Source organism: Nocardioides sp. F233 (assembly GCF_057813895.1).
In genome coordinates, this window is record NZ_JBVASH010000003.1 from 32,092 (window position 1) to 57,954 (window position 25,863).

A 25,863-nucleotide genomic window follows, 5' to 3' on the forward strand; every position below is an offset into this window, starting at 1 on the left:
TGAAGCGGCGATTCCTGCACCCCCGGAGCCCCCGATGAGCGGGGCTGCCCTGCTCGTCGCGGGGATGACGTCCGACGCCGGCAAGAGCGTGCTGACGACGGGCCTGTGCCGGGCGTTCGCGCGGCGCGGGATCCGGGTGGCGCCGTACAAGGCGCAGAACATGTCCAACAACTCGATGGTCGTGGTCGACGGGGCCGGCGGGGTCGGCGAGATCGGTCGGGCCCAGTGGGTGCAGGCGATCGCCGCCGGCGCCGAGCCCGAGGTCGCGATGAACCCGGTGCTGCTCAAGCCCGGCAGCGACCGGCGCAGCCACGTCGTGCTGATGGGCCAACCCGACGGCGAGGTGTCGGCGCGCAACTGGCACGACGGCCGCGCCCGGTTGGCAGCGACCGCGTTCGAGGCGTTCGACGACCTGCGCTCGCGCTACGACCTCGTAGTGGCCGAGGGTGCGGGCAGCCCGGCAGAGATCAACCTGCGCGCCACCGACTACGTCAACATGGGCCTCGCGCGGCACGGCGACGTGCCGACGATCGTGGTCGGTGACATCGACCGCGGCGGCTGGTTCGCCTCCGCGTTCGGCACGTTGATGCTGCTGGACGCCGCGGACCAGGCGTTGATCAAGGGGTACGTCGTCAACAAGTTCCGCGGCGACGTCGACCTGCTGCGGCCGGGCCTGGCCGACCTCGAGCAGCGCACCGGCCGTCCGACGTACGGCGTGCTGCCGTGGCACCCCGACCTGTGGCTGGACTCCGAGGACGCCCTCGACCTGGCCGGTCGCCGTGCCGAGGTCGGTGCGGGGGTGCGCAAGGTGGCGGTCGTGCGGCTGCCGCGGATCAGCAACTTCACCGACGTCGACGCGCTCGGGCTGGAGCCCGCGCTGGACGTCGAGTTCGTCTCCGACCCCGCGCGGCTGGCCGACGCCGACCTCGTGGTGCTGCCGGGCTCCCGCGCGACCCTGGCCGACCTCGCGTGGATCCGCGAGCGTGGGCTCGACGCCGCGATCCAGCGCCACGCCGAGGCGGGCCGACCCGTGCTGGGGATCTGCGGCGGCTGCCAGATGCTCGGCCGCCGGATCGAGGACCCCGACGGCATCGAGGGCACGGCCGGCGCCGCGGTCGACGGCCTCGGCCTGCTCGACCTCACCACGCGCTTCGGCGCGGAGAAGCGGTTGGTGCTGCACGAGCCCGCCGGGTACGAGATCCACCACGGCCGGATCACCGGCTCTCCCGTCAACGGGACGGTGACCGGGACGATGGTGCACGGCAGCCTGGAGGACGACACCACGCGGGCGGCGTACCTCGCTGACAGCCTCGGGATCGAGAGCGCCGCTTCCTTCCCGGCCGCTCGCGCCGCCCGGCTCGACCTGCTCGGCGACCTGGTCGAGGAGCACCTCGACGTCGACGCCCTGCTGGAGCTCACCCGATGAGGGTGCTGCTGCTCGGCGGCACGGGGGAGGCCCGCGACCTCGCCGCCCGCCTGGTCGACGCCGGCGTCCCCGTCGTCTCGTCGCTCGCCGGCCGCGTCGCCCGACCCCGGCTACCGGTCGGCGAGGTCCGGATCGGCGGCTTCGGCGGCGTGGCCGGCCTGCAGGCGGCGCTCGCCGAGTTCGACGTGGTCATCGACGCGACCCACCCGTTCGCGGCCGGCATCTCGCGCAATGCCGCCGAGGCCTGTGCGGCGTCGGGCGTGCCGCTGCTCCGGCTGGAGCGCCCCGGCTGGGCAGACCGGGCGACCCCGTCCTGGATCTGGGTGCACACCCACGAGCAGGCTGCGACGGTTGCCGGCGAGCTCGGCAGCCGTCCGTTCCTCACCATCGGCCGCCAGGAGCTGGCCCGGTTCGTCCCGGCGCTCGCCGAGCGGCAGGTGCTGGCCCGCGTCGTCGACCCGCCCGACGTCGAGATCCCGCCCCTGTGGGAGCTGCTGACCTCGCGTGGCCCCTACACGCTCGAGCGCGAGCTCGACCTGATGGCGGACCGCGACGTGCTGGTCACCAAGGACTCCGGCGGCGAGCTCACCTGGCCGAAGATGGAGGCCGCCGCCCAGCTCGGCATCCCCGTGGTCGTCGTACGACGGGCCGCGGCGCCCGACGGCGTCGACACCGTGACCGATGCCGACGCCGCGCTGGCGTGGGTGCTCAGGCAGCAGCCCTGATCGCCTCGGCGAGCGAGGTCGCCGGGCGGCCGAGCAGCTCCTGGAGGTCGGTCGGCTCGACGTACAGCTCACCGCGGCCCAGGCCGAGGTCGGCGTCGGCGAGGATGGCGGCGAACTGCTCCGGTACGCCGGCACCGACCAGCACCTTCGTCAGCTCGTCGGCCGGGAGGTCGGTGTAGGTGACGTCCTTGTCGAGCACGTCACCGACGGTCGCAGCGAGCTCCTTGAGGCTGAACGCGGCACCGCCGAGCTCGTAGACGGCCTTCGGCTGCTCGAGCAGGAGCGCGGCGGCCGCGGCCTCGGCGAGGTCGGCGCGGGTGGCGGCGCTGACCTGGCCGTCACCGGCGGCACCGACGACGCCGTGCTCGGCGTACGTCGCGAGGTGGTCGGTGTAGTTCTCGAGGTACCAGCTGTTGCGCAGGAAGGTGTGCGGCAGGCCGGAGGCGAGGATCGCCTTCTCGGTGGCCGCGTGCCCGGCGGCCAGTGCGATGCCGGAGGTGTCGGCGTGCGGGATGCTCGTGTAGCCCAGGAGGGCGATGCCTGCGGCCGCGGCGGCGTCGATGACGTTCTGGTGCTGGGGGAGGCGCTGGCCGACCTCGCTGCCCGAGATGAGCAGCACCCGGTCGGCGCCGGCGAAGGCGGCCGCGAGGGCCTCGGTGTCGGCGTAGTCGACCTGGCGGGTGGTGACGCCGAGGTCGGCGAGACCGGCGAGCCGCTCCTCGTCGCGGCCCAGCGCGACGACCTGGTCGGCGGGGACGCCCTTGGCGAGGAGGGAGGCGACGACGTGGCGGCCGAGCTGGCCGGTGGCTCCGGTGACGACGAGGGACATGGTGCTGCCTTTCGAACGGTGGGGGTCGTGCTTGTCGACCTCCTCAACGGACCGTTCGGGGAGTTACTTCCCAATGGTTAGTACGCACTTTGAAGTAAGGTACTGACGTGGCAGAAAGTACGAAGACGATCTTCGAGCAGTTCCCCGGCGGGGTCTTCCCGGCGGCTTGCTCGAGCCGGGTGCTGCTCGACCACGTGATGAGCAAGTGGGGCGTGCTCGTCCTGGTCTCGCTCACCGACGGGCCGCAGCGCTGGAGCGACCTGCGTCGCCGGGCCCAGGGGATCAGCGAGAAGATGCTCGCCCAGACGCTGAAGACCCTCGAGGCCGACGGGCTGGTGCACCGCGAGCAGCAGCCGGTGATGCCGCCCCGCGTCGACTACAGCCTCACCCCGCTCGGCGAGGAGCTGGCCGAGGTGATGGTGCCGCTGCTGCGCTGGGTGGGTCGCAACGCCGACGGGATCATCGGGCCGGCCACGACGTGACCGGCCCGATGAGGGAGTGCTGACTACTTCGGCGGGGCCGGGACCAGGCAGGCCACCGGGGCGGCGGCGTTGCCGGAGAAGTCCACGGCGTACAGCTCCGCGTCACCCGTCCCGGTCAGGTGCAGGATGCCGCCGGCCATCGGCGACTGCCGGGGGCCCGACGCGGCCTGGGTGTACTTGATCCGCTGGCCGCTGGCGAACGGGCCCCAGACGTGGCCGCTGCCGGTGTCGCGCAGGTACACGTCCGGGTCGGTGTCGACGACGTCGGTCGCGTCGAGCCGGTAGAAGCCGTCCTGGTTCTGGCCCTGCGGGTTCGGCCGGGTGCCGCCCGCCTTGGGCACGGTGCCGCCCGGGTTGGTCGACTCGGCACAGGCGACGCTCGGCGGGGTGGTGTCGACGACCTCGATCGTGCCCGAGCCGTGGCCGGTGTTGCCGGCGGCGTCCGTGGCCTGGCAGCTCACGGTGGTGCTGCCGAGCGGGAACTGCGAGCCCGACGGCGGCACGCAGGTCGGGGTGAGCGGTCCGTCGACGTTGTCGACCGCGCTGGCGTTGTACGACACGACGGCGCCGGCCGGGCTGGTGGCCTCGACAGTCTTGCTCTCGACGGTCACGTCGGGCGGGGTGACGTCCTTGACGGCGATCTCGACCGTCTGCACGAACGCCGGTCCGGGGACCTCGCCGTTGATCTTGAACGACACCGTGCACGACACGGTCTGGCCCTGCGGTGCTTCGCCAGCGAGGGTGATCGTCTCGTCGAAGGTCGTGGTCGCGCCGCTGGTGACGCTGCGGGAGGCGGGCGACAGGGAGACCGTGACGCCCGGGTCGCAGGACACCTCGTGGGTGACCTCGGCCGGGAGGTTCTGCAGCTGGCTGAGGATCACGTCCGACACCTCGCCGGGGTCGGCGTTGGTGAGGGTGCCGCCGGTCTGCGAGGTGACGTACGACGCCTGCCCGGCCGAGTTGAGACCGTCCCACAGGTAGCCGTCGGCGCCGGGGACCGAGATCGCGATCACCCGGATGCCGGCCGCCTGCAGCGCCGCCGTCGTGGAGGCCAGGGACTGGCCGGCCGACGGGTCGTGGCTGCTCGAGTCGCCGAACATGACGACGATCGGGGAGCCGTTGGCGCGGAAGTCGATCGAGCCGGGGACCTGCGCCAGGGCGCCGATCCAGTCCTCGGCGGCGTCGCTGCCACCGCCCGAGAGCGGCGTCCACGCGTTGATCCCGTTGGTGACCGCAGTGGTGTCGCCGGTCAGCTGCTGGCGGAGCAGGAAGTAGCCGGTCGCGTCGTCGGTGTCCTTGTAGTCGGCGACCGCGAACCGGGCGGTGGGCTGAGCCGCGAGGATCTGGCTGACGATGCTGGTGGCGTTGGCCTGAACGTTGCCGATGCTCGCGGTCATGCTGGTGGTGGTGTCCGCCAGGAACACGATGTCGGGGTTCGGCGGGATGGGCGGTGTCTCCACCGTCTTGGTGATCGTCACCGAGGCGCCCGGAGCGAGCGCATCGGTGTAGTGCTGCGGGCTCACGCCCGGATCACCGACGGCGGCGACCGTCGCGGCCGCGCTCACGCCGAGCGCGAGCAGGCCGGCGCAGACGGCCCGGGTGACGGTGCTGGAGGGTTGGACACGCATGTCAGGGTCCTTTCCGAGGGGGTGTTGCTGACCTCCCTCGGAGTCGGGGACCGGGTGGGTTGATACCCAAAACTGGGTATCAGTTGCGTCGGGTCGCGGCCGCGACGGCCGCCACGAGCGCCGCGGCGGTGCCGATCCGCCGGGCGAGGCTGCGTGCCTTGTCGAGATCGGCCCGGCCGGGCGCGGGCCCGTCGCCCATCACCGCGCGGTGCTCGATCCGGCCGCCGTAGTCGTTGGTGCCGCCGAGCCTGGTGCCGAGTGCACCGGCGAAGGCGGCCTCGACCGGCCCGGCGTTGGGGCTGGGGTGACCGGCCGCATCGCGGCGCCAGGCCCGCCACGCTCCTCGCGGGTCGGGACCGAGGGCGGTGGCGAGCGCGGCCGTGAGCCGCGAGCCGGGCAGGTTGAGCAGGTCGTCGAGGCGCGCGGCCGCCCAGCCGAACCGCTCGTAGCGGGCGCTGCGGTGCCCGACCATCGCGTCGAGGGTGTTCGCGGCGCGGTACCCGAGCAGGCCCGGTACGCCGGCCACGGCACCCCACACGAGCGGCGCCACCACTGCGTCGGAGGTGTTCTCGGCCAGCGACTCGAGGGTCGCCCTGACCACCTCGGCCTCGTCGAGCTGCGTGGTGTCGCGCCCGACCAGGTGGGTGAGCTGTACCCGCGCTGCCGGCAGGTCGCCGGCGGCGAGGAGGCGGCTGACCTGGGTGGCCTCGCGGTCCAGGGAGGTGCCGCCGAGGACCGCCCAGGTCGCGACGGCGGTGACGACCGTGCGGCCGAGAGGTCGGGGGAGTGCCCGCTGCGCTGCGACCCCGAGCACGACGGCACCACCGACCAGCGTGCCGACGTACCCGACCCCGGTGGGGCGGTCGTCGCGCCAGACCTTCTGCTCCAGCGCCGAGGCGACCTGGCCGAAGCCCGCGACGGGATGACCGCGCCGCGGATCGGCGAGGAGCCGGTCCGCGGCGTACCCGAGCAGCAGTCCCGCAGCCCTCGGGAGGCTCACAGGCTGGCGGCGAGCTCGCGCCGGGCGAGGTCCGCCGCCGCGCGGTCGTGGAGCCGGCCGACCAGGAGGGTCAGCCCGACGCCGATGCTCGCCCACAGCGCGGCGAGGGTGATCAACGAGGAGCGGCGGAAGTACCAGAGCGTGTCGGCCGGGAAGTCGCCGAGCTCGTTGACCGTGGGCAGCAGGAACCCGGCGACGGAGACGACCGCCACGTAGGCGCCGGCGGCGATGAACATGGCTGTCCAGCCGTCGTACCTGCTGCGCAGCCGGTTGGCCAGCACGACCACCGCGATGGCGGCGAGCACGGAGACCAGCAGGAGTCCGAAGTACGACGCCGTGCGGCCGCCGATCGTGTCGCCGCTGCCGACCGCGGGCGGTGTGGCGGGGTACTTCGTGAACGGCACGAGCGTGACCGCGACGAACCCGATCAGCACCACCAGAGCGGTGGATCCGCGTGCCGACAGGCTCCCGAGCCGGCCGAGCACGGCAGCCGCCGCGAGCGACGCGAGACCGCCGAGCGCCGCGCCGATGGCGAGGGTGCCGGTCAGCAGGCCCCAGCTCTTCTGGTTCTCGCGCGAGATCTCGACCATGCCGTCCTGGCTGGCCGGTTCCTCGGCGTGCTGGGCGTGCTCGGCGTGCGGCTGCGCGGCAGCCGACTCCTCGAGCGCGATGGCGTCGTCGACGTACGGCTCACCGAGGGCGAACGCCACGACGAAGGCGATCAGGCCGGCGGCCAGCCCGACCGCGAGCCCGCGGATGAGGAAGGCGGCCGGGCTGAGGACAGACCTGTCCCTGGGAACGGTGCCCATCGCGGGTCAGTGGCAGGGGTAGCCGAGGAGGTGGCGGGCGTCGTGGACCCACTCGTGCACGGCGTTGCCGGCGGGGAGCGAGATCGCACCCTGGTCGGCGCTCACGAAGAAGATCGCCAGCATGGCCAGCAGGCCGAAGAAGACGACCCACGTGCCGAGCTGCAGCAGCGGGACGACCGGGACCTGGACGGCCGGTGCGGCGAGAGGGGTGGCAGTGGACTGCGACATGGTGCCTCCTCAGGGATTCAGCGTCCCTGGTCAGTGGGTGTGAGGTGTGCGCAGGCACTCGTTCCTGACTTCACCACACCCGTCCCGGAGGGCGGAGGCGGTGTCACAGTAGCGCGACTGTGCCGGACTCTCACCGGCTTCCTCGTGCCTGCTGGAGCGAGCCTAGGGCATGGCGGGGTCTCGTGGGGAGCGGTTCGCGGGTGCGGCGGGTCCTGGCGTTGCGGTTGGGTCCCAGACCGCAACGATTCGGGGCTCTCGCCTGCAGTTTCTGCCCCATCGACGGTCTGCGGACGGGGGACGGCGGCCTACGCTCGGGGCATGTCGATCGCCGGTGACCTGGTCCTGATCACGACCGACCCTGCCTCGGGACGCAGCCTGCTCGGCGGGACCGAGACCGATCCGGTGCTCGGCGGTGCGCTGCTGGTCGACCTGGTCCTGGCGGAGCGCTGCGAGGTGGCGGGGCCGCCGAAGCGCGCGCGGGTCCGGGTGGTGACGACCACGCCGCTGGGGTCACCGCCGCACGACCGCGCGCTCGCCCGCCTGCGCCCGGGTCGCGACGCCAAGGCGGCCTCGATCGTCCCGCGTCTCGGCAAGGGCGCCCGGCCGCTCCTCCTCGACCAGCTGGTCGCCGAGGAGGCTCTTGCGCCGCGACGCCAGAAGGTGCTGGGGATCGTCCCGACGACGAGGTACGCCGTCCTCGACACCACGCGCCGCGACGCCGTCCTCGCCCCGGTGCTCGCCGTGCTGCTCGGACAGGCGGAGGCGGACGACGGCACCGGGCCGCTGGTCGGGCTGCTGTCGTCGGGCGGCGCCGTGCCGAAGCTCGTGACCGGCCGGGAGCGCAGGGCCGCCGTCCGGCGGGCCAAGGACGTGGCGCGCGGGGAGTGGGCGGGAGCGGTGACCAGCGCCGCTGTCGCGGCCGCGAACGCCGCGGTTACGGCCGCCGTGACCGCGGCCGTGGTGGCCGCATCGTCCGCCGGCGGAGCCGCTAGCTCCTGAGCGCAGCCAGCAGGACGTCCGCCGTCGCAGGTGGCCGGACCGCGATCCGGATCCAGCTGCCGTCGAGGCCGGGGAAGGTGTCGGCGCGGCGGACCGCGATCCCGGCCTCACGCAGTCGCGTGTGCACGCCGTGGCCGACCTGCGCGAGCACGAAGGACGCCGCCGACGGCAGGTGGGGGATGCCGAGGTCGGCGAGGCCCTTCTCGAGGTGCTCGCGCCAGTCCCGGATCTGCTCGGCCCTCCGGGTGGCCTCCTGTGTCGCTTCGGGGCTGCTGCACGCGATCACTGCTGCGGCTGCGGTGGTGCCGACCGACCACGGGGTCTGGGCTCGCGCCATGCCCGCGACGGCGTGCGGGTCGCCGACGACATAGCCGGCGCGGATGCCCGGGATGCCCCAGTGCTTGGTCAGGGAGCGGAGCACGACCAGTCCGTCGAGAGGTACGCCGGCCAGCGACTCCGGCTCGCTCGGGACGCAGTCCATGAACGCCTCGTCGACCACGACGAGGCGGCCCGGGCGCCGCAGGCTGCTCAGCAGGTCGGCCGGGTGCAGCACGCCGGTCGGGTTGGTCGGGTTGCCGACGACGACGAGGTCGGCGTCCTCCGGGACCAGCGTCGGGTCGAGGGTGAACGACTCGCGCAGCACCACGGGGGTGACCGTGTGGCCGGCCTGCTCCAGCGCGGCGTGCGGCTCGGTGAACTGCGGGTGCACCACCACCGGCCGCTGCCAGGCCCGCAGGCGGGCAACGAGCGTGAACGCCTCCGCGGCGCCGGCGGTGACCAGGACGTCGTCCTCGCTGCGCCCGTGGTGGGCGGCCACGGCTGCCCGGGCGGCGCTCGGGTCGGGGTAGGCGCCGACCTCGTCCAGTGAGCTGCGCAGAGCTGCGTCGAGCCAGGCGGGGCGCGGGCCGTCGTACACGTTGACGGCGAGGTCGAGCATCCCGCGGGCCTCGACATCGCCGTGGTGGCGCAGCGGATCCGGCTCAACCATGGGCGTGCACCGCGTCGGCGAAGCGGGCGGCGAGGTGGGGGTGGCCGGCCCAGTGCGTGTGGAGGTACGACGCGTGCAGGGTCGGCGACGCGAAGCCGACGTCCTCGCCGTCGATCGTCCACGCGGGCGCGCCGTTGGTCGCCGGGGTGACGGTGGTGCGGTGGAACTCGTGCCCGGTCACCTGCTCGCCGGCGCGGGTCAGCAGCGTGTCGGCTGTCGCGGTGGCGACGGGGTAGCGCAGCGTGAGCCGATCGGTCATCGCCGCGTCGGCGTCGAGGGCCCCGGCCATGGGCGCCCCGTCGAGCGTGCGGCACAGGTAGAGCAGGCCCGCGCACTCGGCGACCGTCGGCAGCCCGTCGAGCACGGCCTCCCGGATCTCCTGGAGGAGTGGGGTGTTCGCGGCCAGGTCGGCGGCGTGCACCTCGGGGAAGCCGCCGCCGAGGTACAGGCCGGCGGTGCCGGCGGGGAGCGCGGGATCGATCGCCGGGTCGAAGGGGACGACGTCGCAGCCGCGGGCGGCGAGGAGCTCCGCCGTCTCGGCGTACCGGAAGGTGAAGGCTCGGCCCGCTGCGACGGCCACTTTCTGCCGGGTCGGCGGGATTCCGGAGCCACTTCGTGCCGGGTCGGCGGTCCAGGGAGCCGCTGCGAGCGGGGGAGCCGATCGGGCGATGGCGAGCACGGCGTCGAGGTCGACGTGCTCGGCGACGACCTCGGCCAGTCGCGCGACGACCGCCTCGGACTCGCCGCGCTCGGCGGCGGTGACCAGGCCGAGGTGCCGCGAGGGGGTGGCGATCGAGGCGTCGCGGGGGATGACGCCCAGCACGGGCAGGGAGATGGCCGAGCGGACCTCGTCGGCGTGCCTCGATGACCCGGCCTGGTTGAGGATCACGCCCGCCACCGACACCGTCGGGTCCCAGGTCGCCATGCCGTGCACGACTGCGCCGATCGAGCGCGAGGAGCGGGAGATGTCGACGACGAGGACGACCGGTGTCCGGGTCAGCGCGGCGACGTGGGCGGTGGAGGAGAAGCCGTTGCCGCCGATCCGGCCGTCGTACAGGCCCATCACGCCCTCGACGACGGCGACGTCGGCACCGCGGGCGCCGTGCAGCAGCAGCGGAGCGACGAGTTCCTCGCCGACCAGGTGCGGGTCGAGGTTGCGGCCGGGGCGCCCGCAGGCGAGCGCGTGGTAGCCGGGGTCGATGTAGTCGGGGCCGACCTTGTGCCCGCTGACCTCGTGTCCCGCGGCCGCCAGCGCGGCCATCAGGCCGGTGGCGACGGTCGTCTTGCCCTGCCCGGTGGCCGGGGCGGCGACGACGATCCGCGGGAGCGGGGTCACCACTCGATGCCCTTCTGGCCCTTCTGGCCGGCGTCCATCGGGTGCTTGACCTTGGTCATCTCGGTGACCAGGTCGGCGATCTCGACCAGCTTCGGGTCTGCGCGGCGCCCGGTGATCACGACGTGCTGGTGGCCCGGACGGTTCGCGAGCGTCTCCACGACGTCGTCGATGTCCACCCAGCCCCAGTTGATCGGGTAGGTGAACTCGTCGAGCAGGTACAGGTCGTGCTGCTCGGCCGCGATCCGTCGCTTGATCTCCGCCCAGCCCTCGGCGGCGTCGGCGGCGTGGTCCTCCTCGGAGCCGGCCTTGCGCGACCACGACCAGCCCGAGCCCATCTTGTGCCACTCGATGCCGAGCTTCTCGAAGGCCGTCTGCTCGCCGAGGCGCCACTTCGCGGACTTCACGAACTGGAACACCCCGATGTCCCAGCCCTGGTTCCAGCCGCGCAGCGCGAGCCCGAAGGCCGCGGTCGACTTCCCCTTGCCGTCGCCGGTGTGCACCATCACGAGCGGCCGGTTGCGGCGCTGGCGGGTGGTGAGCCCGTCGTCCGGTACGACGAGCGGCTGGCCTTCAGGCACGGTTCCTCCAGGTGTCTTCGTGGATGGCGTCGGCGAGCGGGCGGCGCGAGCGCCAGCCGTGCCGCTCGAGGTCGGGCACGGTCTCCAGGTGGCTGACCGTCCCGAGGCAGAGCCAGGCGACCGGACGCACGTCGGCCGGGATCCCCAGCAGGTCCTGGAGGAAGTCCTCGCGGTAGAAGGACACCCAGCCCAGGCCGAGTCCCTCCGCGGTCGCGGCGAGCCAGAGGTTCTGGATCGCCAGCACGGTGGAGTAGAGGCCGGCGTCGGCGATCGCGTGCCGGCCGAGCACGTGCGTGCCGCCGCGGGCCTGGCTGTGGGTGACCACGACGCCCAGCGACGACTCGCAGATCCCCTCGACCTTGATCCTGTCGAAGGTCGTGCGCCGCTCGGGCGGCAGCGAGGCCGCGAAGGTGTCGCGCTCGGTGGCGACGTGGTCGCGGAAGGTACGCCGCAGCGCGGGATCGCGCACGAGCACGAAGTCCCACGGCTGCGTCATGCCCACGCTCGGAGCGCGGTGCGCTGCCTCGAGGACCCGGTGCAGGACGTCGTCGGGCACGGGGGAGCCGGTGAACTCGGCTCGGACGTCGCGGCGGCGCTCGATGACGTCGTACAGGTCCGTGGTCGTGGCGGTCATGCCGCTCTCCGGGTGACGTCGACCAGGGCCTCGGCGCTGACCTCACCGATCGGGACGTGCTCCGCGCCGAGGTGCTCGGCCAGCGTGGCGGCCAGGCCCATCCGCATCGGGCCGGACTCGCAGTCGACGACCACGCTGGCGATCCCGGCCTCGGCCAGCAGGCCCGCGGCCATCCGCGACCGGACCACCGCGTCGGCGCCCGCGGTCGCACGGCCGTCGGTCACGACGACGAGCAGGGCCCGGCGCTGCGGATCGCGGGTGCGCTCGACGGCGAGCAGGTGCGCTGCCTCGAGGAGCCCCTCGGCGAGCGGCGTACGGCCTCCGGACGGCAGGTCCTCGAGTCGCTGCGCCGCCGCGTCGACCGAGTGCGTCGGCGGCAGCGCCACCTCGGCCTCGGCGCCGCGGAAGGTGACCAGGCCGACCTTGTCGCGGCGCTGGTAGGCGTCGAGGAGCAGGCTCAGCACGGCGGTCTTCACCTGCTCCATGCGGCGCCGCGCGGCCATCGACCCCGAGGCGTCGACGCAGAAGAGCACGAGGTTCGACTCCCGCCCCTCGCGTACGGCGACCCGCAGGTCGGTCGGCTCCAGCAGCAGCCGGCCCTCGGTCCGCCCGCGCGCGACCTGGTGCCGCACCGCCGCCCGGATGGTCTCGGTCAGGTGGATCGCCCCACCGCTCCCGGTCGGGGTGGTGGCGCCGATCCGGCGGCCGTTGCTGGTACGGGCACGACTGCGGCGGCCGGCGGTCCCGGCACCGACGCCGCGGACGGTCAGCAGCCGGGTGCGGTACGCCGACCCGCTCGCCGCGACGTTGCTCGGCGCGCTGCCCGTTCCCTCGCCGCCGGTCGGTGGGGCGCTGTCGGGTGCGGGCGCGTCGACCGGGTCGCCGTCGCTGTCGTCGGCGGCGCCGTCACCGTCGGGCGCGGGACCCGGGGGCTCGGGCTCGTCGTCGGGACCGTCCGGGCCCTCCGGCTCGGGCGGCAGGTCCTCGTCGCCGAGCACCTGGTCGAGCAGGTCCTCGTCCATCCCGGGCGCGTCGAACGGCTTGCGGCGCCGCCGGTGCGGCAGGGCGAGCCGGGCCGCGACCCGGATGTCGTCGAGCGTCACCTGCGACCGGCCGGACCAGGCCGCGTGGGCGACCGCCGTACGGGCAGTGACGATGTCCGCGCGCAGACCGTCGACGTCGAAGGCCGCGCAGACCTCGGCGATCTTGAGCAGCCCGGCATCGGTCAGCCGGATCTCGCCGACCAGCGCCCGCGCCGACGCGATCCGCGACTGCAGTGCGGCCTCCGCGGCGGCGTAGCGGGCGGCGAACCCGGCCGGGTCGGCGTCGTACGCCATCCGGCGGCGGACCACCTCCGCCCGTAGCGCCGGGTCCCGCGGTGCGGCGACCTCGACCGTCAGGCCGAACCGGTCGAGCAGCTGCGGGCGCAGCTCGCCCTCCTCGGGGTTCATCGTGCCGACCAGCACGAACCGCGCCTCGTGCGTCATCGAGACCCCGTCGCGCTCGACGGTCGCGCGACCCATCGCCGCTGCGTCGAGGAGCAGGTCGACGAGGTGGTCGTGGAGCAGGTTGACCTCGTCGACGTACAGGATCCCGCGGTGCGCCTTGGCCAGCAGGCCGGGCTCGTACTCGGCCCTGCCCTCCGCCAGCGCGCTCTCGAGGTTGATCGACCCGGTCACCCGGTCCTCGGTCGCGCCGATCGGCAGCTCCACCAGCGGGACCGGCCGGTCCTCGACAGGTGGGAGCACGGCGGCCAGCGCGCGCACGATCGTCGACTTGGCGGTGCCCTTCTCGCCGCGCACGAGCACGCCGCCGACCTCGGGGGCGATGGTCGTGAGGATCAGGGCGAGGGCCATCGGGTCCGGTCCGTCGGGACCGTCGGCCCCGACCACGGCACTGAACGGGAAGTGGTGGACCTTGGGGGAGCTCATCTCAGGCGCTCCTTCCGGGCGACGCGTTCGGGGGAGTAGAGGTACGACTCGGCGTCGGACGCGGACGCGAGCGCCGGACCGACCAGGATCACGGCGGCCTGCCGCAGGCCGGCGTCCTCGACCAGCTCGGCGACGGTGCCGACGGTTCCGCGCAGCACCTGCTCCTCGGGCTGCGAGGCGCGCGAGACGACCGCGACCGGGCAGTCCACGCCGTAGTGCGGTGCCAGCTCGGCCATCAACGTGCGCGTGCGGGTGATCGCGAGGTGCAGCACGAGCGTCGCGCCCGTCGCTGCGTACGCCGCCAGCGACTCGCGCTCCGGCATCGCGGTCGAGCGCGCCTGTGTCCGGGTCAGCACCACCGACTGCGCAACCAGGGGCACCGTCAGCTCGCGACCGACGATCGCGGCCGCGGCGGCGTACGCCGGCACGCCGGGCGTCACGTCCCACGGCACCCCGGCCGCGTCGAGACGTCGGGTCTGCTCGTGCAGCGCCGAGTAGAGCGAGGGGTCGCCCGACGTCAGCCGTACGACGTCGCGCCCGGCGACGTGTGCCTCCACCATCACGGCGGTGATCCGGTCGAGGTCCAGGTCCTGGGTGTCGACCCGGTCCGCGCGCTCGCGGCAGTGGGAGAGGACCTCGGCATCGATGTAGGTTCCCGGGTAGAGCACGACGTCCGCCGTGCTGAGCAAGGTCGCTGCACGGAGGGTGATCAGGTCGGCCGCGCCGGGGCCGGCGCCGACGAAGTGCACGGTCATCGCGTTGCTCCCTTGGTCCAGGCCCACTGCACGACGGCCCTGGCCGGCGTCCAGCCGGTGAACCGCCCGCCCAGCGGGGTGACGTGCTCGACGGCGAGCCGGGTCAGCTCGCCGCCGTAGGTGTGGAAGGCGTCGACGAGCAGCCGCTCGGTCTCCAGGGTCACGCCGTGCGCGACGAGCCGCCCGCCGGGCGCGAGGGCGTCGCGGCACAGCTCGAGCAGGCCGTCCGCGGTCGCGCCGCCGCCGACGAAGACCGCGTCGGGCGTGGGCAGCCCGGCGAGGGCGTCGGGGGCGCGTCCGGTGACGACCTCGAGGCGGGGTACGCCGAGCCGGCTCGCGTTGCGGCCGATCCGGGCCGCGCGCTCCTCGTCGGCCTCGACCGCGGTGGCCGTGGTGAGCGAGTGCGCGCGCAGCCACTCGATCGCGACCGAGCCGGCGCCGGCACCGACGTCCCAGAGCCGGTCGCCGGGCCGCGGGGCGAGCCGGGCGAGGGCGCTGGCGCGGACATCGCGCTTGGTGAGCTGGCCGTCGTGCTCGAACGCGTCGTCGGGGAGCCCGGTCGCCCAGGACGCCGGGCCGGCGCCGGCGACCTCGAGGGCGAGGACGTGCAGCCGCGGGACCGGGCAGGGGTACACGGCGTGGGTCTCCGTGCCGCCCAGGTCGCCGAGGACGTGGATCGTGGTGGTGCCGAAGCCGGCGTCCGCCAGCAGCGCAGCGACTGCGGCGGGCGTGGTCTCGTCGGAGGACAGCACGAGCAGCCGGCGCCCGGGGGCGAGCTCGCGACGCAGCGCGTCGACGTCGCGGCCGACCAGCGTCACGACCGCGGACTCCTCGGCGGACCAGCCCATCCGCGCCCGGGCGAGCGAGACCGAGGACACGGCGGGGACGACGTCGACCGCGTCGGGGCCGAGCAGCCGGATGAGCGTCGTACCGATGCCGGAGACCAGCGGGTCGCCGGACGCCAGCGCCACGATCCTGCGTCCCTCGTGCTCCTCCAGGACGCCGGGCAGTGCCGACAGCGGGCGCGGCCAGGGGCGGCGTACCTGACCGGGGACGGCGGGGACCAGGTCGAGGTGGCGCTCGCCGCCGAGCAGCACCTCGGCGTTGCCGACCAGGGTGCGGGCGGTCGGCGGGAGGTGGCCGTCGGCGCCGATGCCGACGACGGTGATCACTCGACCCACCGGGGAGTCCAGACCGTGCCGTTGGGCTCCACGCGGGTGGCGGACGCGCCGATGATCAGCAGGCACTTCATGTCGATGCTGTCGGTGTCGAGCAGGCCGAGCGTGGTGACGGTCAGCGACTCCTCGGCGCGCCCGACGTCGCGGCCGACGACCACGACGGTGTCGGGGGAGCGGTGCTCCAGCAGGATCTTCTGCATCTCCACGACCTGGTCGCGCCGCGACCGGGACGCCGGGTTGTAGACGCCCAGCACCAGGTCGGCCTCGGCGATGGCGCGCAGCCGTCGCTCGACGACCGGCCACGGCTTGAGCCGGTCGGACAGGCTCATGACCGCGAAGTCGGCGCCGATCGGCGCGCCCGCGCGGGCGGCGACCGCCTGGACGGCGCTGACGCCCGGCAGCACCCGGACCGGGACGGTCGCGTGCTCGGGGTGCTCCGGGTCGGCAGCGGCCTCGAAGACCGCGGCCGCCATGCCGAACACGCCCGCGTCACCGCCGGAGACGACGGCGACCCGCTCGCCCCGCAGGGCCAGGTCGAGTGCGAACCGGGCCCGGTCGACCTCGACCGTGTTGCCCGACGCGTGCCGCTGGAGGCCGGGGCGCTGCGGCACCCGGTTGACGTACGGCGCGTAGCCGACCACGTGCTCCACCCCGGCCAGCACCGCGCTCGCCTCCGGCGTGAGCCAGCCGTCCGGGCCGGGGCCGAGACCGACGACGAGGAGCTCCGCGGTTTGCGGTTTGGTCCCAAACCGCATGTTTTCGGGCTCGGAACGTGCGGTTTGGGACCAAACCGCACGCCCCCGCATCCGCTCAGCGGAAGCCGGCCGAGCCGAGTCGCCGGGGACCACGATGAGCGAGAAGTACGGCACCGAGTCGGCGTCGACCTCGGCGACGGGCAGCCAGCGCTCCTCGGGCTGGGAGGCGCGCTCGACGTACAACGCGCCCTCGAGTCGTCCCGCGGCGGCCAGGGCGGACCGGACGGCAGGGAAGGTCCGGCCGAGCTTCATGATCACCGCGCCGTCGGTGTCGGCGAGGCGGCGGGCGAGCTCGGGCTCGGGCAGGGTGCCGGGCAGCACGGTGAGCACGTCGGTCTGCCGGACCAGCGGGGCCGGGACCGTCGCGGTGGCGGCGGCGAAGGCCGGGATGCCGGGGACGACCTCGACGGGGAACCGGTCGCGGAACCGGTCGACGAGGTACATCGACGAGCCGTAGAACAGCGGGTCACCCTCGGCGAGCAGGACGACGTCGCGGCCGGCGTCGAGGTGGACGGCGAGCCGGGCCTCGCACTCGTCGTAGAAGGCGGCCAGCGCGCCGACGTACCCGCCCGGGTGGTCGGTGGTCCCGGTGGTGACCGGGTAGCGCAGCTCCTCCTCGATCGCGTCGGCCGGGATCAGGTCGGCGGCGATGCGGCGGGCGTGCGACTCCTTGCGGACGCCGGCGTGGAAGGCGACGACGGGGGCCGCGCCGATCAGCCGCTCGGCCTTGCGGGTGATCAGCTCGGGGTCGCCGGGGCCGATGCCGACGACGGAGAAGCTGCCGGTGGTCGTGGTCACTCCGCCTCCTGGGCCAGTGCGTTGACGGCGGACGACGCCATCGCCGAGCCGCCGCGGCGGCCGCGGACGGTGACGAAAGGGATGTCGATGCCGTGCTCGTCGGCGAAGGCTGCGAGCGCGTCCTTGGACTCGGCGGCACCGATGAAGCCCACCGGGCAGCCGACGATCGCGGCCGGCCGCGGGCCACCGGCGAGGATCAGCTCGAGCAGGTGGAAGAGCGCGGTCGGGGCGTTGCCGATGGCGACCACTGCGCCGTCGAGCAGCGGCTCCCAGAGCGAGACCGCGGCCGCCGTACGCGTCGTCGACCACTCCTTCGCCAGGGCCGGGACCCGCTCGTCGGTGAGGAAGCAGTGCACCGGGTTGTCGGCGGGCAGCCGGCCGGCGGTGATGCCCATCGCGACCATCCGGGCATCGCACAGGATCGGCGCGCCCGCGTCGAGCGCCGCACGGGCCGCCGGGACCAGCCGCGGGTGGATGACCAGGTCCCGCACGAGGTCGGTCTGCCCGCTGCCGTGGATCATCCGTACGGCGACCTTCTCGGCCTCGGCCGGGACCCGGGACAGGTCCGACTCGCGGCGGATGGTCGCGAAGGAGTCGACGTAGATCGCCGGTCCGTCGGCGATGTAGTCGTACCGGCGCGGGGGAGCGGTGAGCTCGGTCATGCGTCCTCCTCGGGGACGAGCACGCCCTGCCAGGGCGTCACGATCACGGTTGGTGCGGTCCAGGCCGCGATGGTGGTCAGGTCCAGCCCGTCGTCGGGTACGGCGACGTGCTGGCCGCCTGCGACCGGGCCGAGGGGGAGCGGCCCGGTCGCGACGGTGGCGCCGGGGGCCGCGGCCCGGGCAGCGGCGAGGGGAAGGCCGAGCTCGGGCACGTGCCAGGGCGCGTCCGGCCCGGTCCCGCGGGCAGCCAGGAACGCCCGGGCCAGCGCGGCCAGCGCGGCGGCCGCACCGGTCAGGGCGACCACCTCGCCCCACTGCCCGCCGACGCGGAGCTGGGCGGCGGTGTCGTCGAGAGCGACCAGGCCGAGGTCGAGGTGCTTGTCGGCGAGGTCGCCACGGCCGTCGTCGAGCGTGAACAGGAACCGGCCGGGCAGAGCGGCGAGCTCGGCGTCGGCCAGCAGCAGCGCGTCGAGGGCGGCGAGCACCGGGCGAAGGTCGGCCCGGCCGCCGGCGAGGCCGGTCTGGGGCGAGACCAGCACGTTGCGGACCCGGTCGTGGGTGCGCGAGGGCAGCAGCCCGGTGGCCTCCAGCGCCGCCAGCGCGGCGTCCTCGAGGAGGCCGTCAGGAGACAGGGGCATGGCCCGGACCTGCAGGTTGGCCCGCCCGGTGACCCGGACCCGGCCGTCGCCGTACGCCTCCGCGACCTCGGCCAGCGCCCGCAGGGCAGCGATCGGCACTCGTCCGCCGGGCACCCGGATCCGCACCAGGCCGCCGTCGTCGGCAGGCCAGGGGTGCACGACACCGGGGCACCGATCGGGTCGGCTCCGCGCAGTCTGCGCCATGGTGGTCCTTCGAGGCCGGGGCTCCTCGCGATCGCCCCTCATCGACCTCGCGACGGGTGGCCGCAAGGGCCAGCAGGTCTTCGGACTCGGGATCTCCCGGCTCGGAGCGTCTTCCCAGACCCCTGGAGGTCCAGTGACATCGTGCTCCGGCCGTCACCCACACCGCTGCGCGTCAGTCCCGGACTCGCACCGGGTTCCCTTCGCTGGCCCCCGCACCATAGCAAGCCCGGGCCTCGGGACCACTAGCCTGACCGCCATGCCTTCCCTCAAGGACGTCGTCGACCTGGTCCACGGCTGGTACCCGCCTGCGACCGCCGACAGCTGGGACGCCGTCGGCCTCGTGTACGGCGACCCCGAGCAGCCCGTGAAGAGGATCCTGCTGGCCGTCGACCCCACCCCGGAGGTCGCCGCGGAGGCGGCCGAGTGGAAGGCCGACCTGCTGCTCGTCCACCACCCGCTCTTCCTCAAGGGCGTCCACGGCGTCGCGGCGACCACGCCGAAGGGCCGGACCCTGCACACGCTGGCGAAGGCCGACTGCGCACTGCTCACCGCCCACACCAACGCCGACCAGGCCGTCGGCGGCGTGTCCGAGGCGTTCGCGGTCGCGCTCGGGCTCAAGGACCTGCTCCCGATCATCCCGGCGCCGAGCGAGCCGCTCGACAAGCTCACCGTCTGCGTCCCGGCCGACGCCGCCGCACCCGTCCGGGCCGCCGTCGCCGAGGCCGGCGCCGGCCAGATCGGCGACTACGACTTCGCCTCGTTCACCAGTGCGCCGGGCGAGGGCCGGTTCCGCCCGCTGGACGGCGCGACGCCGATGATCGGCACCGTCGGCGAACTGGAGACCGTCGAGGAGGTCAGGATCGAGGTCGTCCTGCCGCGGGCGCGCCGCGCCGCCGTCGTCCGCGCGATGCTGACGGCGCATCCCTACGAGGAGCCGGCGTACGACGTCGTCGAGGTCGCCGACCCGCAGCTGGTGGACGTCGGGACCGGCCGGATCGGCAGCGTCGAGCCGACCACGCTGGCCGGCTTCGCCGAGGTGGTGGCCGCGGCGCTGCCGCCGACCGAGCACGGCGTGCGGGTGGCCGGCGACCCCCAGCGCCCGGTCAGGCGGGTCGCGGTCTGCGGGGGCGCGGGAGACTTCCTGCTCGACCGGCTCGCGACCTCCGACGCCGACGTCTACGTGACCAGCGACCTGCGCCACCACCCGGCCGCGGAGTTCCTCGAGAAGGGCGGTCCAGCACTGGTCGACGTGGCCCACTGGGCCGCCGAGTGGACCTGGCTCCCGGTGGTCGACCAGCTGCTCCGCGAGGCGCTCGGCGACGCGGTCGAGACCCGGGTGAGTGCGATCTCCACCGATCCTTGGACAATGCACCTGTGAACGCCGATCCCGCCGCCCAGCTCCGCCTGCTCGACCTGCAGGCCCTCGACTCCCAGGTCGACCAGCTGCGCCACCAGCGCAACAACCCGGCCGAGGCCGCGGAGATCAAGGACCTGCTCGGAAAGCGGGTCGACGTCGACGGCCGGCTGCGCGACCAGCGCATCGTCGTCGACGACCTCGCGGTCGCGCAGGCGAAGGCCGACGCCGACGTGGAGCAGGTCAAGGCCCGTCGTACTCGCGACCGCGACCGGATGGACTCCGGCGCCATCGCCGACCCCAAGGCGCTCGAGCGGATGCAGCACGAGCTCGAGTCGCTGGAGCGCCGGATCTCGACGCTCGAGGACGAGGAGCTCGAGGTGATGGAGCAGCTCGAGGAGGCGCAGTCCGCCCTCGCCGAGCTCACCTCCGCCATCGAGGACCTCGACGGCAGGCTCGGCACCCTGACCACCGCGCGCGACGAGAAGGTCGCCGGGCTCGACGCCGAGATCGCCTCGGTCGCCGGCGGCCGTGACGCCATCGTCGCCACGATCCCCGAGGACCTGCTCGCGCTCTACGAGAAGCTGCGCGCCAGCAAGGGCGGTGTCGGCGTCGGCGCGCTGCGCGCCCGCCAGTGCAGCGGCTGCCAGCTCACCCTCGACGCCGGCGAGATCGCCGAGATCCGCGCCTCGCCCGCCGAGACCGTGCTGCGCCACGAGGAGTGCCAGCGAATCCTGGTCCGCACCTCCGAGAGCGGCCTGTGACCTCTCGGGTCGTCGAGAGGGTCGTCGTCGAGGCCGACGGCGGCTCGCGCGGCAACCCCGGGCCGGCGGCGTACGGCGCCGTGCTGCGCGACGCGGCCACCGGCGCCGTGATCGCCGAGGACGCCCGCACCATCGGGCGGGCCACCAACAACGTCGCGGAGTACTCCGGCCTGGTCGCCGGGCTCGCGCTCGCCGTCGCGCACGCACCCGGTGCCGTCGTCGAGGTGCGGATGGACTCCAAGCTCGTCGTCGAGCAGATGTCGGGGCGGTGGAAGATCAAGCACCCCGACATGGCGGTGCTCGCGGCCGAGGCGCGTGACCTCGCGCCCGCCGGTACGACGTACACCTGGGTGCCGCGCGCCCAGAACTCCCACGCCGACCGGCTCGCCAACGAGGCGCTCGACGGCAAGCGCTCGGGCGTCAGCGTCCCCGGTGACGGCGTGGCCGACGAGCCGGAGTCCGCGATCGAGGAGGCCGAGTCGCCGTCCTTCGGTCCCGGCCGGGCGACCACGATCGTGCTGGTGCGTCACGGCGTCACCCCGCACACCACCGGGCGTCGCTTCTCGGGTGGGCTCGGCGGCGACAACCCGCCGCTCTCGGAGGAGGGCCGCGCCCAGGCCGCCGAGGTCGCCGCGTGGCTCACCGAGCTCAAGGACAGCGTCGACGTCGTGGTGGCCTCGCCGGTGCGTCGTACCCGGGAGACCGCCGACATCGTCGCCGCCGCCCTCGGCCTCGCGGTCGAGGAGGAGCCGGCATTCGCCGAGATGGAGTTCGGCGAGTGGGACGGGCTCAGCTTCACCGAGGTCGCCGAGCGGGACCGGGAGCGCCTCGACGCCTGGTTCGCCGACATGTCCTCTCCGCCGCCTGGTGGTGAGTCGTTCGTGACCGTCCAGGAGCGTGTCCTGGCCGGACTGGCCCGCCTGCTCGAGACCCACGCCGGCCGGACCGTCGTCCTGGTCAGCCACGTCACGCCGATCAAGACCCTCGTCGCGCACGCCCTCGACGCCCCGCTGGAGACGCTGTTCCGGATGGAGCTCGCGCCCGCCGCCGTGTCGGTCCTGGCGTTCTACGCCGACCCGCGCACCGGCGAGCAGAAGGGCTCGATGCGGTTCTTCAACGCGCTCGCGCCCGGTCGTCGTACGTTGCGCGACACCGGCCGCTGGTAGGACGCCTTCTCCCGTCGTACCGGACGAAATGGTCGCGAATCATGCGATATCACGACCGTTTTGTCCGGTACGACGACCGAGCCAGCGTTCACGGTCGGCCGGGCCGAGGGCACGTCGACGTGCCACGGTCGAGGTGTCCACCCACCACCAGGGCTGCTCGACGGTCCACGCCCGGGACGGGGTACGGCGACCGGCCCGGTCGTAGGCACCGTCGAGCCGCTGGAGGAACCGCCGTTCCTCGCCGCGCCCCGCCATCATGGTCACGACCTCGATGCCGAGACGACGGCTGAGCTCGTCACGGTCCAGGTCCCTGCTGCGCCGGGGGCCGGTGTCGTGCACGTGTCCGTCGTACTCACCGGCGACGCCGGCCTCGAGGTCGAGCAGGTCGGGCGTGAACAGGTGGTTGCCGACCAGGTCGAAGACCGGTCGGTTGCACAGCAGCGGACGGCCACGCTGCCGCTGCCAGAACCGTCGCATCACGACCTCCATCGGTGACCAGGCGTTCTCGTCGGCGACGTCCAACGCGGCCTCGAGCTGCACCTTGCCGGGCCTGCTCACCAGGCTGGCGGCATAGGTCCGGAGCTCGGCGATGCTGACGAGGTCGTCGTACGCAGCCATCTCGATGGCGCGGAGGGCGTCGATCTCGCCATCGGCCACCCGCGCCTCGTAGCTGACCGAGCGCACCGGGATCGTGATCGGCAGGCCGTCGACCACGGTCACGTCGCGCTCGTACAGCCAGTCCTCGGAGACCACGATGCCGTCTCGTCGGCGCAGGGCGTGACGGTCTCCGACGGCAACCGGCACCGGCAACCGGGTGCCGTCGGCGGCGAGTCCGTCGAACCAGCGCGCGCCGAGCCAGTGCAGCGCAGCCCACCCGGTGGCCGCGCCTCCCTCCGGCAGGCCGGCGACGGCGTCGACGATCCGCTGCGCGGTGGTGTCAGCGGTGCCGACAGGCCGGTACAGCGCAGGCGCCACCCTGGTCCAGGACGGGCCGCGAGCCTGGCCACGGGTGGGGCCGGTCCGCCCACTCGGGTCTGTTCGCGACGGCAGGACCAGGCCGGGGCGGCTCAGGTGCAGATCCATGGCTCAGAGGATCCGCCGAACCTCCGACGGGTGGGATCGCTCATCCACAGGGGTCCCGTCGTACCGGACGAAATGGTCGTGGATCAGGCGATTTCACGACCATTTCGTCCGGTACGACGGGAAACCCGGCCCCTCAGAGCTCGCTGACGACCACGTCGAGCTGGGTGCCCGTCTTGCCGGGAGCGCCCACCTCGACGGTCCAGCCCAGGTCCCGCAGCGCGTCGGCGAAGGCGGCCGGGCTGCGCGGGTCGGCGCCGTCCTCGAGCAGCGCCCGGACGATCCGGCCCTTGGTGGCCTTGTTGAAGTGGCTGACCACCTTGCGGGTGCCGTTGTGCTCGTGGAGCACGCGCACGGTCGCCACGCGCTTGGCGAGGTCGGGGCCGGGCTTCCAGAAGTTCGCGTACATCCCCGAGCGCAGGTCCACCAGCAGCCCGCGGCCCAGCGCCTCGGTCATCACCGCCGGCAGCGCCTCGCGCCACACCGCGGCCACCGGACCGAGGCCGGGCAGGGACGCGTCGCCGGAGAGCCGGTACGACGGGATCCGGTCCCCGAGCCGCACCATGCCGAACAGGCTCGACGCGACCGCCAGCCGCGAGGTCGCCCGCCGCTTCGCTCCGGCGGAGAGCGACGCGACGTCGAGGGCGTCGTACAGGACACCGGTGTAGATCCGGTCCGCCCGTGCCGTGGGCGCGTCCGGCAGTCCCGCGTTGCGCTCGACGAGGTCGGCCTGGCCTGCCGACAGGCCGAGCACCTCGGCCGCCTTGGCCGGATCCTCGCGGCACAGCGTGACCAGGGCGTCGAGCACCCCGCGGCGCGCGTCGGTCAGCGCGGGGGAGGACAGCGAGGGGAGGTCGAGCGGCTGGCCCCGCCGGGGGACCGCCTTGCCCTCGCTCGGCGGCAACAGGATCAGCACGGGCGCAACGATAAGGTCACCGACATGCCGAGCAATCTCGTGGTCCGGGTCAGGGCGAGCTCCCCCGAGATCCAGGCGGGTCTGGCCGCGATCGCGAAGGAGCTCGACCTCCCCGGCGAGTTCCCCGCCGAGGTGACCGCGGCCGCCGAGCTGGCCGCGGCCGACGTCGTGCTGCCCGAGCTGGACCGCACGGAGCTGCCGTTCATCACCATCGACCCCGCCGGCTCGATGGACCTCGACCAGGCGGTGCACATCGCGCGTGACGGCGACGGCTTCGTCGTCCACTACGCGATCGCCGACGTCGCCGCCTTCGTGACGCCCGGCGACCCGGTCGACGTGGAGGCCAACAAGCGCGGCGAGACGCTGTACGGCGCCGGCACGCGGATCCCGCTGCACCCGCCCGCCCTGTCGGAGGGCGCGGCGTCGCTGCTGCCCGACGAGGTCCGGCCGGCGCTGCTGTGGACGATCCGGCTCGACGCGGCGGGTGCGCAGGCCGACGTACGCGTGGAGCGGGCCCGGGTGCGCTCGACCGCCCGGTGGTCGTACGTCGACGCCCAGAAGGCGCTCGACGCCGGCACCGCCGGCGAGGTGCTCGAGCTGCTCCGCGAGGTCGGGACGCTGCGCGAGCAGCAGGAGGTCGCGCGCGGCGGCATCTCGCTGCCGCTGCCCGAGCAGGAGGTCGACGATGCCGACGGCGGGTTCCGACTGGTGTTCCGCGAGCAGCTGCCCGTCGAGCAGTGGAACGCGCAGATCTCGCTGCTGACCGGCATGGGCGCCGCGTCGCTGATGGTCGGCGCGCAGGTCGGGATGCTGCGGACCCTGCCGCCGGCCGACCCGCGCGACGTCGCCCGGCTGCGCCGGGTCGCCAAGGGCCTGCGGATCACGTGGCCCAAGGACATGGACTACCCGGCGTTCGTGCGCTCGCTCGACCCGTTGGTCTCCCAGCACCAGGCGATGGTCGTCGCGTGCACGCGGCTGCTGCGCGGCAGTGGGTACGCCGCCTTCGACGGCGAGCTGCCGGAGCAGACCCGCCACTCCGCGATCGCCGCCGAGTACGCCCACGTCACCGCGCCGCTGCGCCGCCTCGGCGACCGGTACGCCGGCGAGGTCTGTCTCGCGATCTGCGCCGGCACGCCCGTCCCCGACTGGGTGGCCGCGGCTCTGCCCGGCCTGCCGAAGATCCTGCAGGACTCCGCCCGCCGGGCCGGCTCCTACGAGCGGGCGGTCCTCGACCTGATCGAGGCCGCGGTGCTCGCCGACCGGGTCGGCCAGCAATTCGCCGGTGTCGTCACCAGCGTCCGTGACGACGAGGCGACCTCCGGCGTCGTCGTGCTCGCCGAGGTCGGGGTCGAGGCCCCGGTCACCTCCGCCACGCCGCTGCCGCTGGGCGAGGACGTCACCGTCACGCTCGCCACCGCCGACCTCGCGGCCCGCAAGGTCGCCTTCACGCTGCCGTGAGCCCAGCCGTGAGCCCTGCCGTGAAGGTCCTGGTCACCGGTGGCGTGAGGTCCGGAAAGTCCCGCCACGCCGAGTCCCTGCTCGCGGCCGCCCCGAGCGTCACCTACGTCGCTGCCGGCCCCGTGTACGACGACGCCGACTGGGCCGCCCGGATCGCCGCCCACCGGTCCAGGCGTCCCGACACCTGGTCGACCGAGGAGACCCGCGACGTGGCCGGTGTGCTTGCGACCGCTGGCGAACCGGTCCTGGTCGACTGCCTGGGCACCTGGCTCACCGGTGTCATCGACGACGCCGGGGTGTGGGAGGCGCCGGTCGAGAAGGTCGAGGAGCACGTTCTCGGGCACCTCGACGCGCTGATGATCGCCCTCACCGCGACCGGCGAGCAGGTCGTGCTCGTGACGAACGAGGTCGGCCTCGGCGTCGTACCCGAGCACCGGTCGGCACGGGTCTTCCGCGATCTGCTCGGCACGATCAACCAGCGGGTGGCGGAGGCGTGCGACGAGGTGCACCTCGTGATCGCGGGTCGGGTCCTGCGGCTGTGA

26 protein-coding genes and 1 riboswitch are annotated in these 25,863 nt (G+C 74.0%); of the genes, 9 read left to right on the forward strand and 17 right to left on the reverse strand.

Translation table 11 applies throughout. The features are described 5' to 3' along the window. Positions 1-34 precede the first annotated feature (34 nt). Together ACZYRU_RS11505 and ACZYRU_RS11510 are read left to right on the forward strand one after the other, a co-directional pair. Positions 35-1,426 (forward strand): cobyric acid synthase, encoded by a 1,392-nt coding sequence (locus tag ACZYRU_RS11505; RefSeq protein ID WP_488957232.1) that lies wholly within the window; start codon positions 35-37, stop codon positions 1,424-1,426. After that, a complete protein-coding gene (locus ACZYRU_RS11510) occupies positions 1,423-2,151 on the forward strand; it encodes a cobalt-precorrin-6A reductase (protein WP_488957233.1) in 729 nt (242 codons plus the stop codon). Before ACZYRU_RS11505 ends, ACZYRU_RS11510 begins: the two co-directional genes overlap by 4 nt. Here the strand turns inward: ACZYRU_RS11510 and ACZYRU_RS11515 are convergent. Then, positions 2,135-2,980 carry an NAD(P)H-binding protein gene (locus tag ACZYRU_RS11515; RefSeq protein WP_488957234.1) on the reverse strand — a complete coding sequence of 282 codons (846 nt, stop codon included), beginning with the start codon at positions 2,978-2,980 and terminating at the stop codon, positions 2,135-2,137. The genes ACZYRU_RS11510 and ACZYRU_RS11515 overlap by 17 nt on opposite strands. Positions 2,981-3,087: 107 nt before the next feature. Between ACZYRU_RS11515 and ACZYRU_RS11520 the strand changes: the two genes are divergently transcribed. Continuing rightward, positions 3,088-3,462, forward strand: coding sequence for a winged helix-turn-helix transcriptional regulator (locus ACZYRU_RS11520; protein WP_488957235.1), 375 nt, complete (start codon positions 3,088-3,090; stop codon positions 3,460-3,462). 23 nt (positions 3,463-3,485) lie between these two features. On the opposite strand, the gene ACZYRU_RS11525 is transcribed toward ACZYRU_RS11520, so the two are convergent. The 4 genes from ACZYRU_RS11525 to ACZYRU_RS11540 all read right to left on the reverse strand — a co-directional run bounded on the left by ACZYRU_RS11525 (position 3,486) and on the right by ACZYRU_RS11540 (position 7,127). After that, positions 3,486-5,090 carry an HYR domain-containing protein gene (locus ACZYRU_RS11525; protein ID WP_488957236.1) on the reverse strand — a complete coding sequence of 535 codons (1,605 nt, stop codon included), beginning with the start codon at positions 5,088-5,090 and terminating at the stop codon, positions 3,486-3,488. 79 nt (positions 5,091-5,169) lie between these two features. Continuing rightward, positions 5,170-6,090, reverse strand: coding sequence for a cobalamin biosynthesis protein (locus tag ACZYRU_RS11530; RefSeq protein WP_488957237.1), 921 nt, complete (start codon positions 6,088-6,090; stop codon positions 5,170-5,172). Then, positions 6,087-6,899, reverse strand: coding sequence for a CbtA family protein (locus tag ACZYRU_RS11535; protein WP_488957238.1), 813 nt, complete (start codon positions 6,897-6,899; stop codon positions 6,087-6,089). Before ACZYRU_RS11535 ends, ACZYRU_RS11530 begins: the two co-directional genes overlap by 4 nt. A 6-nt stretch (positions 6,900-6,905) precedes the next feature. Further along, the gene (locus ACZYRU_RS11540) at positions 6,906-7,127 is read right to left on the reverse strand and encodes a CbtB domain-containing protein (RefSeq protein WP_488957239.1); all 222 of its coding nucleotides are present in this window, start codon (positions 7,125-7,127) and stop codon (positions 6,906-6,908) included. A gap of 318 nt (positions 7,128-7,445) precedes the next feature. Between ACZYRU_RS11540 and ACZYRU_RS11545 the strand changes: the two genes are divergently transcribed. Then, positions 7,446-8,126, forward strand: coding sequence for a GOLPH3/VPS74 family protein (locus ACZYRU_RS11545; RefSeq protein ID WP_488957240.1), 681 nt, complete (start codon positions 7,446-7,448; stop codon positions 8,124-8,126). Here ACZYRU_RS11545 and cobC read toward each other — a convergent pair. Genes cobC through ACZYRU_RS11595 form a run of 10 tightly spaced genes read right to left on the reverse strand, consistent with a single transcriptional unit; the run spans position 8,116 to position 18,538 of the window. Next, a complete protein-coding gene (gene cobC, locus ACZYRU_RS11550; protein WP_488957241.1) occupies positions 8,116-9,114 on the reverse strand; it encodes an Rv2231c family histidinol phosphate aminotransferase CobC in 999 nt (332 codons plus the stop codon). The two genes, ACZYRU_RS11545 and cobC, sit on opposite strands and share 11 nt — an antisense overlap. Further along, positions 9,107-10,450 carry a cobyrinic acid a,c-diamide synthase CobB gene (locus ACZYRU_RS11555; protein WP_488957242.1) on the reverse strand — a complete coding sequence of 448 codons (1,344 nt, stop codon included), beginning with the start codon at positions 10,448-10,450 and terminating at the stop codon, positions 9,107-9,109. The genes cobC and ACZYRU_RS11555 overlap by 8 nt, the downstream gene beginning before the upstream one ends. Further along, on the reverse strand, positions 10,447-11,028 hold the full coding sequence (gene cobO, locus ACZYRU_RS11560) for a cob(I)yrinic acid a,c-diamide adenosyltransferase (RefSeq protein ID WP_488957243.1): 582 nt from the start codon (positions 11,026-11,028) through the stop codon (positions 10,447-10,449). Before cobO ends, ACZYRU_RS11555 begins: the two co-directional genes overlap by 4 nt. Further along, complete coding sequence (gene bluB, locus ACZYRU_RS11565; RefSeq protein ID WP_488957244.1) at positions 11,021-11,662, reverse strand: 5,6-dimethylbenzimidazole synthase; 642 nt, start codon at positions 11,660-11,662, stop codon at positions 11,021-11,023. Before bluB ends, cobO begins: the two co-directional genes overlap by 8 nt. Next, positions 11,659-13,593: a VWA domain-containing protein gene (locus tag ACZYRU_RS11570; protein ID WP_488957245.1), complete on the reverse strand. Its 1,935-nt coding sequence runs from the start codon at positions 13,591-13,593 to the stop codon at positions 11,659-11,661. The genes bluB and ACZYRU_RS11570 overlap by 4 nt, the downstream gene beginning before the upstream one ends. Next, a complete protein-coding gene (cobM, locus tag ACZYRU_RS11575; protein ID WP_488957246.1) occupies positions 13,590-14,348 on the reverse strand; it encodes a precorrin-4 C(11)-methyltransferase in 759 nt (252 codons plus the stop codon). The genes ACZYRU_RS11570 and cobM overlap by 4 nt, the downstream gene beginning before the upstream one ends. Further along, on the reverse strand, positions 14,345-15,529 hold the full coding sequence (gene cbiE, locus ACZYRU_RS11580; RefSeq protein WP_488957247.1) for a precorrin-6y C5,15-methyltransferase (decarboxylating) subunit CbiE: 1,185 nt from the start codon (positions 15,527-15,529) through the stop codon (positions 14,345-14,347). The genes cobM and cbiE overlap by 4 nt, the downstream gene beginning before the upstream one ends. Beyond that, positions 15,517-17,079, reverse strand: coding sequence for a precorrin-3B C(17)-methyltransferase (gene cobJ, locus ACZYRU_RS11585; RefSeq protein WP_488957248.1), 1,563 nt, complete (start codon positions 17,077-17,079; stop codon positions 15,517-15,519). Before cobJ ends, cbiE begins: the two co-directional genes overlap by 13 nt. Further along, on the reverse strand, positions 17,076-17,741 hold the full coding sequence (locus tag ACZYRU_RS11590) for a precorrin-8X methylmutase (RefSeq protein ID WP_488957249.1): 666 nt from the start codon (positions 17,739-17,741) through the stop codon (positions 17,076-17,078). The genes cobJ and ACZYRU_RS11590 overlap by 4 nt, the downstream gene beginning before the upstream one ends. After that, positions 17,738-18,538 carry a nitrite reductase gene (locus ACZYRU_RS11595; protein ID WP_488957250.1) on the reverse strand — a complete coding sequence of 267 codons (801 nt, stop codon included), beginning with the start codon at positions 18,536-18,538 and terminating at the stop codon, positions 17,738-17,740. Before ACZYRU_RS11595 ends, ACZYRU_RS11590 begins: the two co-directional genes overlap by 4 nt. 99 nt (positions 18,539-18,637) lie before the next feature. Then, a riboswitch (cobalamin riboswitch) is annotated at positions 18,638-18,806 on the reverse strand. A 33-nt stretch (positions 18,807-18,839) separates the two neighbouring features. Between ACZYRU_RS11595 and ACZYRU_RS11600 the strand changes: the two genes are divergently transcribed. Genes ACZYRU_RS11600 through ACZYRU_RS11610 form a run of 3 tightly spaced genes read left to right on the forward strand, consistent with a single transcriptional unit; the run spans position 18,840 to position 21,867 of the window. Next, positions 18,840-19,961 carry a Nif3-like dinuclear metal center hexameric protein gene (locus tag ACZYRU_RS11600; RefSeq protein ID WP_488957251.1) on the forward strand — a complete coding sequence of 374 codons (1,122 nt, stop codon included), beginning with the start codon at positions 18,840-18,842 and terminating at the stop codon, positions 19,959-19,961. Beyond that, positions 19,958-20,701, forward strand: a complete 744-nt coding sequence (locus ACZYRU_RS11605) for a zinc ribbon domain-containing protein (RefSeq protein ID WP_488957252.1) — start codon at positions 19,958-19,960, stop codon at positions 20,699-20,701. The genes ACZYRU_RS11600 and ACZYRU_RS11605 overlap by 4 nt, the downstream gene beginning before the upstream one ends. Continuing rightward, positions 20,698-21,867, forward strand: coding sequence for a bifunctional RNase H/acid phosphatase (locus ACZYRU_RS11610; RefSeq protein WP_488957253.1), 1,170 nt, complete (start codon positions 20,698-20,700; stop codon positions 21,865-21,867). Before ACZYRU_RS11605 ends, ACZYRU_RS11610 begins: the two co-directional genes overlap by 4 nt. Positions 21,868-21,906: 39 nt before the next feature. Here the strand turns inward: ACZYRU_RS11610 and ACZYRU_RS11615 are convergent, their stop codons facing one another. Next, positions 21,907-22,950: a hypothetical protein gene (locus ACZYRU_RS11615; protein ID WP_488957254.1), complete on the reverse strand. Its 1,044-nt coding sequence runs from the start codon at positions 22,948-22,950 to the stop codon at positions 21,907-21,909. Between the two features lie 133 nt (positions 22,951-23,083). Further along, positions 23,084-23,863, reverse strand: coding sequence for a peroxide stress protein YaaA (gene yaaA / locus ACZYRU_RS11620; protein WP_488957255.1), 780 nt, complete (start codon positions 23,861-23,863; stop codon positions 23,084-23,086). A gap of 24 nt (positions 23,864-23,887) precedes the next feature. Here yaaA and ACZYRU_RS11625 point away from each other — a divergent pair, with 24 nt between their 5' ends. Together ACZYRU_RS11625 and cobU are read left to right on the forward strand one after the other, a co-directional pair. Next, positions 23,888-25,321: an RNB domain-containing ribonuclease gene (locus ACZYRU_RS11625; protein ID WP_488957256.1), complete on the forward strand. Its 1,434-nt coding sequence runs from the start codon at positions 23,888-23,890 to the stop codon at positions 25,319-25,321. An 8-nt stretch (positions 25,322-25,329) separates the two neighbouring features. Then, positions 25,330-25,863 carry a bifunctional adenosylcobinamide kinase/adenosylcobinamide-phosphate guanylyltransferase gene (gene cobU / locus ACZYRU_RS11630; RefSeq protein WP_488957257.1) on the forward strand — a complete coding sequence of 178 codons (534 nt, stop codon included), beginning with the start codon at positions 25,330-25,332 and terminating at the stop codon, positions 25,861-25,863.